Genomic DNA, 13,707 nt, shown 5'->3' on the forward strand with positions numbered 1-13,707 from the left:
GCGCAACTGGCAGCCCCGTAGCGTCGTAGGATGGGTAGAGCTCGGCGAAACCCATCACTCGCGCGCACCGGACCAGCGAGGAGCGCCACCCCAGCCCAGCGGCAATATCCCGAAGCAATCCGTCGCTTACGGGCTTGGAAACTCGACGGCTAGAGTGCAGTCCATTGCTCGACTCACCCACCCAATAAGGAGGTTGTGATGAACACCCGTGGATTGCTCGATCAACTGCTCAAATCCGGCCAGGACCTGCTGCAGCAGAAAACCGGCGGCAAGTCCGGCGGTTTCTCCGGTGGCGGCTCCGCTGGCTCCGGTGGCTTGGGCGGCAACCTCGGCAGCCTGCTCGGCGGCGCCGGTGGTGGCGCGCTGGCGGCCGGTGCGCTGGGCCTGCTGCTGGGCAACAAGAGCGCCCGCAAGCTGGGCGGCAAGGCGCTGACCTATGGCGGCCTGGCCGCGCTCGGCGTGCTGGCCTACAAGGCCTATGGCAACTGGCAGGCCAAGCAGGCCGGGGCGCCCCAGGGCGAGCCGCAGACCCTCGACCGCCTGCCCGCGCCCCAGGCCGAGCAGCACAGCCAGGCCATCCTCAAGGCGCTGGTGGCGGCAGCCAAGGCCGATGGCCATGTCGACGCCCGCGAGCGCCAGTTGATCGAAGGCGAGCTGGGCAAGCTGACCCAGGACGCCGAGCTGCAGTCCTGGCTGGAGCTGGAACTGAACAAGCCGCTGGACCCGGCCGACGTCGCCCGCGCCGCGCGCACCCCGGAGATGGCCGCCGAGATGTACCTCGCCAGTGTGCTGATGGTGGACGAGGAGCACTTCATGGAGCGCGCCTACCTGGACGAACTGGCCCGCCAGCTCAAGCTCGACCCCGCGCTCAAGACCGAGCTGGAAGGGCAGGTGCGCCAGGAGTTGCAGGCGAGCTAGAACGCCCTGGTGTCGCCTGCGTGTCCGATCGCGAATGAATTCGCTCCTGCAGGGGCGGCGCTGCGCGCCGCTTGGCGACTGAAGTCGCCCCTACAGTCGCCCCTACGGTGCCCGCCGAATGGGCATGACCGTTGCGGGTGGAGGTCGCTCTTTACCTCCACCAGACGGAGCCGGGCCCTGGCACGTGCTTATTCCGGATGCACCGTATTGATGGGGGTCGTACCTTGCGCAAGGTCGCCCGCCCCACTTCTGCAGACGTTCCGTTCGGGTAGGGTGGGCCGGGCGGCGTTCCGCTTCAGCCCACCGAATGCCCGGTCATCCCCAGGTACCCCTGCATAACTCCCCGTTTCTGCCAGACTTCCAGGCGGGCCCGCCAAAGAGCTGGCGCCCCGTTGCGCTTTGCCTTGCAAGGGGGTGGGGCGAGTCTCTAGAGTCGCCGCTTTGTGACGCGTGCGACATTTGGCGCGGTAAATGACAGGGTTTGGCAAACGGGGGTTTACGTGAAGAACTGGTCGGTACGACTGCGCATCCAGGCGAGTTTCGCCATCATCATCGCGATCATGCTGCTGATGGCCGTCACCTCCTATGTGCGCTTGTTCACGGTGCAGAAGGGGGCGGAGCGCCTGGCGGAGGACGCCATGCCCGGCATGTTCCTCATCACCCAGGTACGCAGTGCCTGGACCGATGTGTTCATCCAGACCCTGGAGCGTTTAGGCGCCTCGGACCAGCCGCTGGAGAAGGTCGACCTGGACAACCTGCGCCTGCTCGACGAGCGGCTCAATGCGGTCCTGGCCGACTACCGCAAGACCATCCGCGACGATAACGACCTGGTGCTCCTGGAAAATTTCAACCAGAGCCGCAAGCGCTACGACGCGAGCCTTTCCACGGTCATCGAGTTGCACCAGCAGAAGCGACTGGGCGAGGCCCGCTCGCTGCTCACCGGTGACCTCACCAAGTTGTGGAACGAAGGACGCGATGGCCTGACCGAACTCATCAGCTTCAACCGCAAGACCGCCGAGGGGGCGACCGGCGACATTGTCGACGCCGCGCGTAGTGCCGAGCTGGCCATGATCGTCTCGGTGCTCCTGGCCATCGCTGCCGCCTTCGTCTGTGGCGCGCTGCTGGTGCGGGCCATCACCGAGCCGGTACAGCGCGTGGTGCAGAACCTGCAGGCGCTTGCCTCGGGCGACCTCACCGCGCGCCTGCACCTGGGGCGCAAGGACGAGTTCGATTCCATCGAGACTGGCTTCAACAGCATGGCCGATGAGCTGAAGACCCTGGTGTCCCAGGCCCAACGCTCCTCGGTGCAGGTCACCACCTCGGTCACCGAGATCGCCGCCACCACCCGCCAGCAGCAGGCCACCGCCACCGAAACCGCGGCCACCACCACCGAGATCGGCGCCACCTCGCGGGAAATCGCCGCCACCTCGCGGGACCTGGTGCGCACCATGACCGAGGTTTCCGGCGCCGCCGAGCAGACTTCCACCCTGGCCGGCTCCGGCCAGTTGGGCCTGGCGCGCATGGAAGACACCATGCGCCAAGTGATGGGCGCCGCCGACCTGGTCAACGCCAAGCTGGCGATCCTCAACGAGAAGGCCGGCAACATCAACCAGGTGGTCACCACCATCGTCAAGGTCGCCGACCAGACCAACCTGCTGTCCCTCAATGCCGCCATCGAGGCGGAGAAGGCCGGCGAGTACGGCCGCGGGTTCGCCGTGGTCGCCACCGAAGTGCGCCGCCTGGCGGACCAGACGGCCGTGGCCACCTATGACATCGAGCAGATGGTGCGCGAGATCCAGTCCGCGGTGTCCGCCGGTGTCATGGGTATGGACAAGTTTTCCGAGGAGGTGCGTCGCGGCATGTCCGAAGTCGGCCAGGTCGGCGAGCAGCTGTCGCAGATCATCCAGCAGGTGCAGGCCCTGGCGCCCCGCGTGCAGATGGTCAACGAAGGCATGCAGGCGCAGTCCACCGGTGCCGAGCAGATCAACCAGGCCCTGGTGCAACTGGGTGAAGCCACCGGGCAGACGGTGGAATCGTTGCGCCAGGCCAGCTCCGCGATCGATGAGCTCAACCATGTCGCCCAGGGCCTGCGGGCCGGCGTCAGCCGCTTCAAGGTCTGATATGACGATCCGCACGACTCGCCAGCAGCCGAGACGGGGGCGGCTGTACCTGCTGTTCGGCATGGGCAGCGACCGCTACGCCCTGGACGTACGCGACGTACTGGAGGTGATGCCCCTGCGCCAGCTCAAGCGCGTGGCCGGAGCGCCCACCTGGGTGGCCGGCGTTTTCGACTGGCGCGGCTCGCCGGTTCCGGTGCTTGATCTCGGCGCCCTGGCTTTCGGCGAGCCCGCCCGCGCGCGCACCAGCACCCGGCTGGTGATGGTGCGGTATGCCGGGCACAGTCTCGGCCTGATCCTGGAGCAGGCCACCGAGACCCTGCGCTGCCAACCCGAGGCATTCCAGGACTACGGGCTCGATGGGGGCGAAGCGCGTTACCTGGGGCCGGTTTTCCGCAGTGCACAAGGGCTGGTGCAGCGTGTCGAGGTCGCCGAGCTGCTCGGTGAAGAGGCGCGCGCACTGCTGTTCCCCACCGATGCGGAGGCCGCATCATGAATTCGCGCTTCGAGCGCCTGCTCAAGGAACGCATCGGCCTCGATGTCGAGTCGGTCGGCCGTGAGCTGGTGGAGCGCGCCATACGCCTGCGCATGCAGGCCATCGGCTGCCGGGGCGAGGACGAGTACTGGCTGAGCCTGGAGTCGTCCCACGGCGAGCAGCAGGCCCTGGTCGAGGCCGTCGTAGTGCCTGAGACCTGGTTCTTCCGCTACCCCGAGTCTTTCGTAGCCCTGGCCCGGCTGGCCTTCGAGCGCCTGCCGCGCCTCGCCTCCGGGCGCCCGCTGCGGGTGCTGAGCCTGCCCTGCTCCAGCGGCGAGGAGCCGTACTCCATCGTCATGGCGCTGCTCGATGCAGGCTTTGCCCCGGCACTGTTCCAGGTGGATGCGCTGGACGTCAGCGAGAAGGTGCTGGAGCGCGCGCGCCAGGCCGTCTACGGGCGCAATTCGTTCCGTGGCGAGGAACTGGGCTTCCGCGACCGCCACTTCCTGGTCGTCGAGGATGGCTATGTCCTCACCGATCAGGTCCGGCGCAAGGTGAACTTCCGCCACGGCAACCTGCTGGCGCCGGGGCTGCTGGCCGGCGAGGCGCCCTACGATTTCGTCTTCTGCCGCAACCTGCTGATCTATTTCGACCGGCCCACCCAGGCCCAGGTGCTGGCGGTACTGAAGCGCCTGATGAGTCCCGAGGGCGCGCTGTTCGTCGGCCCCGCCGAAGCCAGCCTGGTGAGCCAGGACGGCATGCGCGCGCTGGATCTGCCGCAGTCCTTCGTCTTCCTCCCCGGCACCGCCCAGGCTCCGCGCGTTGTCGCTACACCGCGTCCGACTGTGGCGCCCGCGCGACCCGCCGCGCCGATGGCGAAGGCCAAGGCGCCGCCGGCCTTCGCTCGCCCGCTGCACACCCCGAGCGCGCCCCGGCCGGTGGTGCCCGCGCTTGCGCCAGGCCGGGACGGCGCCGCCGAACTGCTGGAGATCGCCACGCTGGCCAATGCCGGGCGCAGTGCCGAAGCCCGCGCCGCCTGCGAGCGCCACCTGGCGGCCCACGGCCCCTCGGCAGCGGTGTTCTACTGGCTCGGGTTGCTCTGCGACGTGGCCGGGCAGCAGCAGGAGGCCCAGGACTACTACCGCAAGACTCTCTACTTGCAGCCCGGGCACGCCGAAGCCCTGGCCCACCTGGCGGCGCTGCTCGCCGCGCGCGGCGACCTGGCCGGCGCCCGGCGCTTGCAGGAGCGCGCCAGTCGTGGAGTGAACGACCATGATCGATAGCCATACCTTGCGCCTGGACGACGCCCAGGCGCCCATCGACGACTGCTGGAACCGCATCGGCGTACATGGCGACAAGAGTTGCGAGCGTCTGCACGAACACATCCATTGCCGCAACTGCGAGGTGCACGCTGCCGCCGCCACCCGCCTGCTGGACCGCTATGCCTTGCACCGCGAGCTGGACGAGGAGCAGGCGGCCGAGGAAGAAAGCCTCGGCGAAACCCGCTCCACCCTGGTGTTCCGCCTTGGCGACGCCTGGCTCGGCCTGGCCACCCGGCAGCTGGTTGAAGTGGCGCCGCAGTCGCTGATCCACTCCCTGCCGCACCAGCGCTCCCTCGGGCTGCTGGGGGTGACCAATGTGCGTGGCGCCCTGGTGGCCTGCCTGTCGCTGGTGGAGGTGCTCGGCCTGGAGCCGGGCCAGGGCGGCCCCCAGGAGCGCCGCGTGGTGCCGCGCATGCTTATCGTCGCCAGCGACGACGGCCCGGTGGTGGCACCGGTGGACGAGGTGGACGGCATCCACGCCATTCCCCTGGGCGCGGTGCTGGAGGCCGGCCGGGGTGCCGCACAGGTGGCGCGGCCCTTCGCTTCCGGCGTGGTGCAGTGGCGCGGGCGCAGCGTCACCCTGCTGGACGAATCGATGTTGCAGCAAGCCATCGCCAGGAGCCTTGGATGACCCCGGACCAGATGCGTGATGCCTCGCTGCTGGAGCTGTTCAAGCTGGAGGCCGAGGCGCAGACCCAGGTGCTCGGCAGCGGGCTGATGGTGTTGGAGCGCAACCCGCGCCAGGCCGACCAGCTGGAAGCCTGCATGCGTGCCGCCCACTCGCTCAAGGGCGCGGCGCGCATCGTCGGCATCGATGCCGGCGTGCGCATCGCCCACGTGATGGAAGACTGCCTGGTGGGCGCCCAGGAAGGCCGCTTGCACCTGCAATCCGAGCATATCGACGCGCTGCTGCAAGGCTCCGACCTGCTGCTGCGCCTGGGCTCTGCGGCCGGTGCCGACTGGGCCGACAAGGACGGCCGCACGGATATCGACGCCCTGGTGGAGCGCCTGCAGGCGCTTGCCAGCGGGCAGCGCGTGGCCCCTCGCGAGCCGGTGGCCCGGCCCGAGCCCGCTGCCGAACCCGTGGCGGCGCCCGCCGTGGCCGCACCCGAGGAAGAACCCGTGGCATCCGCCCCAGCGGCCGGCGAGAACCGTGATCGGGTGTTGCGGGTCAGCGCCGAGCGCCTCGACCACCTGCTGGACATCTCCAGCAAGTCGCTGGTGGAGTTCCAGCGCATCAAGCCCCTGGGGGATTCGCTGCAACGCCTCAAGCGCCTGCAGGCCAGCGCCGTGCGTACCCTCGACGGCGTGCGCGAGGCGGTGCAGGACGACGCCATGGATGCGGCCTCCCGCGCCATGCTGGCCGAGGCCCGGCAACTGCTGGGCGAATGCCAGCAGATGCTCGCCCGGCACATGGCCGACCTCGATGAGTTCGGCTGGCAGGGTGGCCAGCGCGCGCAGTTGATGTACGACGCCGCGCTGGCCTCGCGCATGCGCCCCTTCGCCGACGTGCTCGCCGGCCAGGCGCGGATGTTGCGCGATCTCGGTCGCAGCCTCGGCAAACAGGTGCGCCTGGATATCGAGGGCGAGAACACCCAGGTCGACCGCGACGTGCTGGAGAGGCTCGAAGCGCCGCTGACCCACCTGCTGCGCAATGCCGTCGACCATGGCATCGAAAGCCCGGCACTGCGGGCCGAGCGTGGCAAGCCGGAGGAGGGGCGCATCCTCCTGCGCGCCCGTCATCACGCCGGCATGCTGGTGCTGGAGCTGCGCGACGACGGCGCTGGGGTCGACCTGGAGCGCCTGCGCAGCGCGGTGATCGAGCGTGGTTTCGCCACCGTCGAGACCGGCGCGCGGCTCGACGAAGACGAACTGCTGGCCTTCCTTTTCCTGCCCGGCTTCAGCATGCGCGAGCAGGTCACCGAGGTGTCCGGCCGCGGCGTCGGCCTGGACGCGGTGCAGCACATGGTGCGCCAGCTGCGGGGCGGCGTGCGCATGGAGCAGCGCCAGGGCGAGGGCTCGAGCTTCCACCTGGAGGTGCCGCTGACCCTGTCGGTGGTGCGCAGCCTGGTGGTGGAGATCGGCGGCGAAGCCTATGCCTTCCCCCTGGCCCATATCGAACGCATGACCCGGGTGCCCGCCGAGGCGCTGGTGCAGCTCGAAGGCCGCCAGCACTTCTGGCACGAGGAGCGCCACGTCGGCCTGGTGGCCGCCAGCCAGGTGCTGCAACGCCCCGAGGGCGAAAGCGATGGCGACGGCCTGGCGGTGGTGCTGGTGCGCGAGCGCGAAGCGCTCTACGGCATCGTGGTCGACCGTTTCATCGGCGAGCGCACCCTGGTGGTGATGCCGCTGGACCCACGCCTGGGCAAGGTCCAGGACGTGTCCGCCGGTGCGCTGCTGGATGACGGCACGCCGGTGCTGATCCTCGATGTCGAGGACATGCTCAAGTCGGTGGGCAAGCTGCTCGGCAGCGGCCGCCTGGAGCGCGTCGGCGGCCTGGCCCGGCAGGGCGCGGGCAGCCGCCGCAAGCGCGTGCTGGTGGTGGACGACTCGCTCACCGTGCGTGAGCTGGAGCGCAAGCTGTTGCTCGGCCGTGGCTACGAGGTGGCGGTGGCGGTGGACGGCATGGACGGCTGGAACGCCCTGCGCTCCGAAGCCTTCGACCTGCTGATCACCGACATCGACATGCCGCGCATGGACGGTATCGAGTTGGTGACCCTGGTGCGCCGCGACAGCCGCCTGCAATCGCTGCCGGTGATGGTGGTGTCCTACAAGGACCGTGAAGAGGACCGGCGCCGTGGCCTGGACGCCGGTGCCGACTATTATCTGGCCAAGGCCAGTTTCCACGACGAGGCGTTGCTGGATGCGGTGGTCGTGCTGATCGGGGAGGCGCAGGGATGAGGATAGGGATCGCCAACGACATGCCCCTGGCGGTGGAAGCGCTGCGCCGGGCCCTGGCCCGCGAACCGGCCCACCAGATCGTCTGGATCGCCGGCAACGGCGCCGAAGCGGTGCGCTTCTGCCAGGAGGACACTCCGGACCTGGTGCTGATGGACCTGCTGATGCCGGAGATGGACGGCACCGAGGCGACCCGGCGGATCATGGCCCAGTCGCCCTGCGCGATCCTCATCGTCACCGTGGACAAGGAACAGAACATCCATCGCGTGTTCGAGGCCATGGGCCACGGAGCCCTGGATGCGGTGGACACGCCCGCGCTGGGCACCGACCACGAGCGCGACGCAGCGGCGTTGCTGCGCAAGATCCAGAACATCGGCTGGCTGATCGGCCAGCGCGTGGGCAGCCGCGGGGCTCGCGAGCCCTCGTGCCGGCAGTTGGTGGCCATCGGTGCCTCGGCCGGCGGGCCCGCGTCCCTGGCGCAGTTGCTCAAGCAGTTGCCGGCCGGCTTCGCGCCGGCGGTGATGCTGGTGCAGCACGTCGACGAAACCTTCGCCGCCGGCATGGCCGAGTGGCTGGGCAGCGAGTCCAGCCTGCCGGTACGCCTGGCTCGCGAGGGCGAGCCGCCGCAGCCCGGCCAGGTATTGCTGGCGGGTACCAATAACCACATGCGCCTGCTGCGCAACGGTGAACTGGCCTATACCGAAGAGCCCCGCAGCCATGTATACCGGCCCTCCATCGATGTGTTCTTCGACAGCCTGGTGGCGCATTGGCGGGGCGAGGCGGTGGGCGTGCTGCTCACCGGCATGGGCCGCGATGGCGCGCAGGGGCTGAAGGCCATGCGTGAAAGGGGCTTCCTCACCATCGCCCAGGACCAGGCCAGCAGCGCCGTATACGGCATGCCCAAGGCTGCGGCGGCGCTGGATGCGGCCGTGGAGATCCTGCCCTTGCAGCGGATCGCACCCAGGCTCGTGGAGGCGTTCTCGCGTTGATGGTTTCTCGGGCCGGGGCGCTGCGGTCGGGTCTTGGTGCGTACGTGCCGCCCTGGGCATCGACGCACAAGCCGGGCGGCTCGATTTTTTGGCGGCGGCGTACCCGTGCCGCGCATTATCATTGGCCGCACACAGATGTTGCCTGCGTGTCGTGTGAGGCCTGTAGGCCTGGAGAAAGCTATGAATTACCCCTATCGCAATCAGGCCGAAACCTACTCGCTCATCGAGAACAAGGTGATGGTGCTGCTGGTCGATGATCAGGCGATGATCGGAGAGGCCCTGCGCCGCGCCCTGGCCGATGAGGTCGGAATCGATTTCCATTTCTGCGCGGACCCGCTGACGGCCGTCGAGGTTGCCCGGCAGATACGCCCGACGGTGATCCTCCAGGACCTGGTGATGCCCGGCGTCGACGGCATCAGCCTGCTGGCCGACTATCGAGCCGCCGTCGAGCTGCGTGACATCCCCATCATCGTGCTGTCCACCCGTGACGACGCAGCGATCAAGAGCACCGCATTCGCCGCCGGCGCCAACGATTACCTGGTCAAGCTGCCCGACACCATCGAGCTGGTGGCGCGCATCCGCTACCACTCCCGCTCCTACCTCGCCCTGCAGCAGCGCGACGAGGCCTACCGCGCCCTGCGCGAGAGCCAGCAGCAGCTGCTGGAAGCCAACCTGGTGCTGCAGCGCCTGATGAACTCCGACGGCCTCACCGGGCTGTCCAACCGCCGCCACTTCGATGAGTACCTGGAAATGGAATGGCGCCGTGCCTTCCGTGAACAGACCTCGCTGTCGCTGCTGATGATCGATGTGGACTACTTCAAGGGCTACAACGACCACTTCGGCCATATCGCCGGGGACGACGCCCTGCGCCGCGTGGCCGAAACCCTGCGCGAATCCTGTACGCGCTCCTCCGACCTGGCTGCGCGCTATGGCGGTGAGGAGTTCGCCATGGTGCTGCCGGGCACCTCCAGCGGCGGCGCGCGCCTGCTGGCGGAAAAGGTCCGGCGTGCGGTGGAGGCCCTGGGCATTCCCCATGACCTGCCCCAGGACGGAGCCTCGCTGAGTGTGAGCATTGGCGTCTCGACCCTGACGCCCAAGACCGGCCAGGTGTCGCTGTTGCTGGTGGACCGCGCCGACCAGGGGCTGTACATGGCCAAGAACAACGGCCGCAACCAGGTGGGGCTGGTAGCCGATACGCCCGGCGCCTAGCTTTTTGCCTGCGCTCCACACAGACGTGTAGGGGCTGTAGGGGCCTGTAGGGGCGACTTCAGTCGCCAAGCGGCGCGTGGCGCCGCCGCTCTCGTGGGAGCCAATTCATTCGCGAACGGTCGTTCCCAGGGCGCATCGTCCTTCCTCTGCGCGCCCATCGCTGCGCTGCCTCAAGGCAAAAAAGCCGGTGGAGGTAAAAAGCGACCTCCACCCTACGCGCCGGTCAGGTCCGCAGGGTAGGGCTGAACTCGCAGGCGCGAATTCATGCGCGACTGGCGATCACCGCATAACTCCACATAAACACCACGGCCCCTGCAAATTGCGTCCACACAGGCCGGCGAACATGGCTGCACGATCCTTTTCCATGGAGTGCACCGCATGTACCGCCCGCCCTTGTCTTCCTTCTCGCCCGGCCGCTGGCTGCTGGCGTTGTTCCTCGTGCTGTTCGGCGTGGCGCCGTGCCTGGCCGAGGAGGCTGCGGAACGTGGCGAGAGCCCCTATTTCGCGGTGGATAACGCCGAGCCGGGCGTCGATGGCCTGCCGCTGAAGTCCACCCGCGTGGAGGTGCAGGTGCTGGGGGTGATCGCCGACGTGAAGGTGATCCAGCAGTACCGCAACGAGGGCTCGCGGGCCCTGGAGGCGCGCTATGTGTTCCCCGGCTCCACCCGCGCGGCGGTGCATGGCATGACCGTGCGCCTGGGCGATCGCGAGCTGCATGCGCAGATCCGCGAAAAACAGAGCGCCCAGCGCGAGTACCAGGAGGCCAAGAGCGCTGGCAAGACCGCCGCCCTGCTGGAGCAGGAGCGCCCCAATGTGTTCCAGATGAGCGTGGCCAACATCCTCCCCGGCGACGTGGTGGACGTGGAGCTGCGCTACACCGAGCTGCTGCTGCCCACCGATGGCACCTACCATTTCGTTTTCCCCACCGTGGTCGGGCCGCGCTACAACGGCGCACCGGGGCAGCCGAGCCACAAGGCCGAGCCCTGGGTCTCCACATCGCACCTGGCCGAGGGCGACCCTGGCCGCAGCACCTTCTCCCTGCAGGTGGACCTGCAATCGCCCACCGCCATCGGTGAAGTCGTCTCGCGCACCCACCGCATCGCCCGCCAGGCCATCGCGGCCCGGCACACCCGGGTGACCCTGGAAGAGGGGCATGAGCCGGGCAACGACCGTGACTTCATCCTCGACTACCGCCTGGGCAGCGAGGTGTTCGAGAGCGGCGTGCTGCTGTCCCGTGGCGCCGAGGAGAACTTCTTCCTGGCCATGGTGGCGCCGCCGGCGGCGGTGAAGGCCAGCAGCATCGTGCCGCGCGAATACATCTTCGTGGTGGATATCTCCGGCTCCATGCACGGCTTCCCGCTGGACACCACCAAGGTCCTGCTGCGCCGGCTGATCGGCGGCCTGCGCCCGGTGGACAGCTTCAACGTGCTGCTGTTCTCCGGCAGCAGCAGCCTGCTGGCGCCGCAGTCGCAGCCGGCTACCAAGGCCAACATCGAGCAGGCGCTGACCATGCTCGACACCCAGATGGGCAGCGGCGGCACCGAGCTGCTGCCGGCCCTGCGCCAGGCGCTGGCGATGCCGGCGGATGCGGAGCGCTCGCGCAGCTTCGTGGTGGTCACCGATGGCTACGTGACGGTGGAAACCGAGGCCTTCGAACTGGTGCGCAACAACCTGGGCAAGGCCAACCTGTTCGCCTTCGGTATCGGCAGTTCGGTGAACCGCGAGCTGATCGAGGGCCTGGCACGGGCCGGGCAGGGCGAGCCCTTCGTGGTGCTCGACGACAGCTCGGCGCAAGCCGAAGCCGAGCGCCTGCGGCGGATGATCGACTCGCCGGTGCTGGTGCACCCGAAACTGTCCTTCAGCGGCCTGGAGACCTATGACGTCGAGCCGCTGGCGCTGCCCGACCTGTTCGCCCAGCGCCCGCTGGTGGTGTTCGGCAAGTGGCGCGGCGAGCCCCGTGGCGTGCTGCAGGCCGAGGGCATCGCCGCCAGCGGCCCCTGGCGCAGCGAAGTGCCGATCGAGGCGGGCAAGGTAATCGATGGCGACCAGGCCCTGACCCACCTGTGGGCGCGGCACCGCATCGCCTCGTTGATGGACCAGGAGGCCCTGGAGGGCGGCTTCGGCTACAGCCAGCAGATTCTCGACCTGGGCCTGAAGTACAGCCTGCTGACGCCCTACACCTCCTTCATCGCCGTGGACCAGGTGGTGCGCAACCCCGACCCGGCCGGCAGCACCACGGTCAAGCAACCGCTGCCGCTGCCCCAGGGCGTGAGCGCCCAGGCCGTCGGCACCGCCGAGGCAGGTTCCGCCACCGCCGGCATCCTCGTGCCGAGCACGCCGGAGCCGGCCACCTGGGCGATGCTGGCGCTGGCCCTGCTGGGCATGGGCTGGGTGACCCGCCGCCAGGTGCGTGGGTGAAGGCCCGCGCGCTGCCGGGCTGGACCTGGCTGCTGGCTCCGGTGCTGGCGCTGTGGCCGGTGTGGCTGTGGAGCCTGCGGCGCATGGGCGACGGCTCGGACGACCCCTACGGCGTGGTGGCGCTGGTGGCCCTGCTGCTGGGGCTGTGGCGCGAGCGCCGCAGCTTCCTGGCGACGCCCCGGCGTGGCTGGCTGCTGGTGTCGCTGGCCCTGGCGGCGCTGGCGATTCTCGGCAGCACGCTGATCCCGGCGCTGGGGCGCGGCGTGCTGGCGGTGCTGGCGGTGATCGCCACCACCCTGGCGCTGCGCCGCCCGGGCCAGCCGGTGCTGGCCTGGCTGGGCCTGGGATTGCTGGCCTTGCCGATCCTCTCGTCGCTGCAGTTCTTCGCCGGTTACCCGCTGCGCCTGGTCACCGCTGAAGCCAGCCTCTGGCTGCTGCGCGGCCTGGGCCACGAGGTGCAGCGCCTGGGCACGGCGCTGCAGGTGAACGGGCAACTGGTGATGGTGGATGCGCCCTGCTCGGGCGTGCACATGGCCTGGGTGGCGTACTTCACCGCCTTCGCCACCGCCGCCTGGCTGCGCCTGGGGGACAGGCAGCTGCTGCGACGCCTGCCGTGGATCGGCCTGCTGGTGCTGGGCGGCAACAGCCTGCGCAACACCCTGCTGGTGCTGCAGGAGGCCGGGCAATCGGGCTGGCCTGCCTGGATGCACGAGGCCACCGGGCTGCTGGTGTTCATCGGCGTCTGCGCCCTGGTGCTGCGCACCGTGGCGGCGGGGCAGGGGGCTGCGCTGGTGCTGCCCACCACGACGGCGACCGGCGTGGCGCCCTGGCACCAGGGGCGCTGGCTGGTGGCGGCGTCATTCCTGTTGCTGGGGGTGGGGTCGCTGCTGGGCCGGCCGGTGGCCGAGGCCCGTCCCGTTGCCGCCTTCGTCGAGTGGCCGCAACGTTTCGAGGGCGAACGCCTGCGGCCCCTGGCGCTGTCGCCGGTGGAGCAGCGCTTCGCCGCGCAGTTCCCCGGGGCCATCGCCCGTTTCAGCACCGGCTCGCGGGTGGTCACCCTGCGCCATGTCACGGCGGCCACGCGCAAGCTGCACCCGGCGGCGGACTGCTACCAGGGCCTGGGTTATGTGATCCGTGCCATCGCCCTGCGCCAGCGCCCCGGCAATGGCGGGTTGCAGCGCTGCTTCGTGGCCGAGGGGCAGGGGCCGGCGCTGCAGGTCTGCGAGTACATCGAGGACGCCGCCGGGCAGAGCTTCAGCGACAATTCCAGCTGGTACTGGGCGGCGCTCAGCGGCCGCTCCAGCGGGCCCTGGCGGGCGGTGACGGTGGCCGAAGCGCTGTAGTCCGACGCCGGGTCTACG

General features: G+C 69.3%; 10 protein-coding genes. All 10 read left to right on the forward strand.

Features of this window, described 5'->3' with window-relative positions; genetic code table 11:
• Positions 1-198: 198 nt before the first annotated feature.
• The 10 genes from RTW82_RS19760 to xrtQ all read left to right on the forward strand — a co-directional run bounded on the left by RTW82_RS19760 (position 199) and on the right by xrtQ (position 13,689).
• Positions 199-918 (forward strand): tellurite resistance TerB family protein, encoded by a 720-nt coding sequence (locus RTW82_RS19760; protein ID WP_316926163.1) that lies wholly within the window; start codon positions 199-201, stop codon positions 916-918.
• Positions 919-1,418: 500 nt separating this feature from the next.
• On the forward strand, positions 1,419-3,038 hold the full coding sequence (locus tag RTW82_RS19765) for a methyl-accepting chemotaxis protein (RefSeq protein WP_316926164.1): 1,620 nt from the start codon (positions 1,419-1,421) through the stop codon (positions 3,036-3,038).
• A gap of 1 nt (position 3,039) precedes the next feature.
• Positions 3,040-3,531 carry a chemotaxis protein CheW gene (locus tag RTW82_RS19770; protein WP_316926165.1) on the forward strand — a complete coding sequence of 164 codons (492 nt, stop codon included), beginning with the start codon at positions 3,040-3,042 and terminating at the stop codon, positions 3,529-3,531.
• Complete coding sequence (locus RTW82_RS19775; RefSeq protein ID WP_316926166.1) at positions 3,528-4,793, forward strand: protein-glutamate O-methyltransferase CheR; 1,266 nt, start codon at positions 3,528-3,530, stop codon at positions 4,791-4,793. Before RTW82_RS19770 ends, RTW82_RS19775 begins: the two co-directional genes overlap by 4 nt.
• Positions 4,783-5,463, forward strand: coding sequence for a chemotaxis protein CheW (locus RTW82_RS19780; protein WP_316926167.1), 681 nt, complete (start codon positions 4,783-4,785; stop codon positions 5,461-5,463). Before RTW82_RS19775 ends, RTW82_RS19780 begins: the two co-directional genes overlap by 11 nt.
• Entirely contained in the window at positions 5,460-7,733 is a 2,274-nt protein-coding gene (locus tag RTW82_RS19785; RefSeq protein ID WP_316926168.1) for a hybrid sensor histidine kinase/response regulator, read from the forward strand. The genes RTW82_RS19780 and RTW82_RS19785 overlap by 4 nt, the downstream gene beginning before the upstream one ends.
• Positions 7,730-8,719 (forward strand): chemotaxis response regulator protein-glutamate methylesterase, encoded by a 990-nt coding sequence (locus RTW82_RS19790; RefSeq protein WP_021217170.1) that lies wholly within the window; start codon positions 7,730-7,732, stop codon positions 8,717-8,719. The genes RTW82_RS19785 and RTW82_RS19790 overlap by 4 nt, the downstream gene beginning before the upstream one ends.
• Positions 8,720-8,899: 180 nt before the next feature.
• A complete protein-coding gene (locus tag RTW82_RS19795; RefSeq protein ID WP_316926169.1) occupies positions 8,900-9,928 on the forward strand; it encodes a diguanylate cyclase in 1,029 nt (342 codons plus the stop codon).
• 378 nt (positions 9,929-10,306) lie between these two features.
• Positions 10,307-12,346 carry a VIT and vWA domain-containing protein gene (locus RTW82_RS19800; protein WP_316926170.1) on the forward strand — a complete coding sequence of 680 codons (2,040 nt, stop codon included), beginning with the start codon at positions 10,307-10,309 and terminating at the stop codon, positions 12,344-12,346.
• Positions 12,343-13,689: an exosortase Q gene (xrtQ, locus tag RTW82_RS19805; protein ID WP_316926171.1), complete on the forward strand. Its 1,347-nt coding sequence runs from the start codon at positions 12,343-12,345 to the stop codon at positions 13,687-13,689. The genes RTW82_RS19800 and xrtQ overlap by 4 nt, the downstream gene beginning before the upstream one ends.
• Positions 13,690-13,707 lie beyond the last annotated feature (18 nt).

Origin of the sequence: Pseudomonas sp. zfem005 (genome assembly GCF_032621735.1) — a bacterium.
Taxonomy (GTDB): Bacteria; Pseudomonadota; Gammaproteobacteria; order Pseudomonadales; family Pseudomonadaceae; genus Metapseudomonas; species Metapseudomonas solani.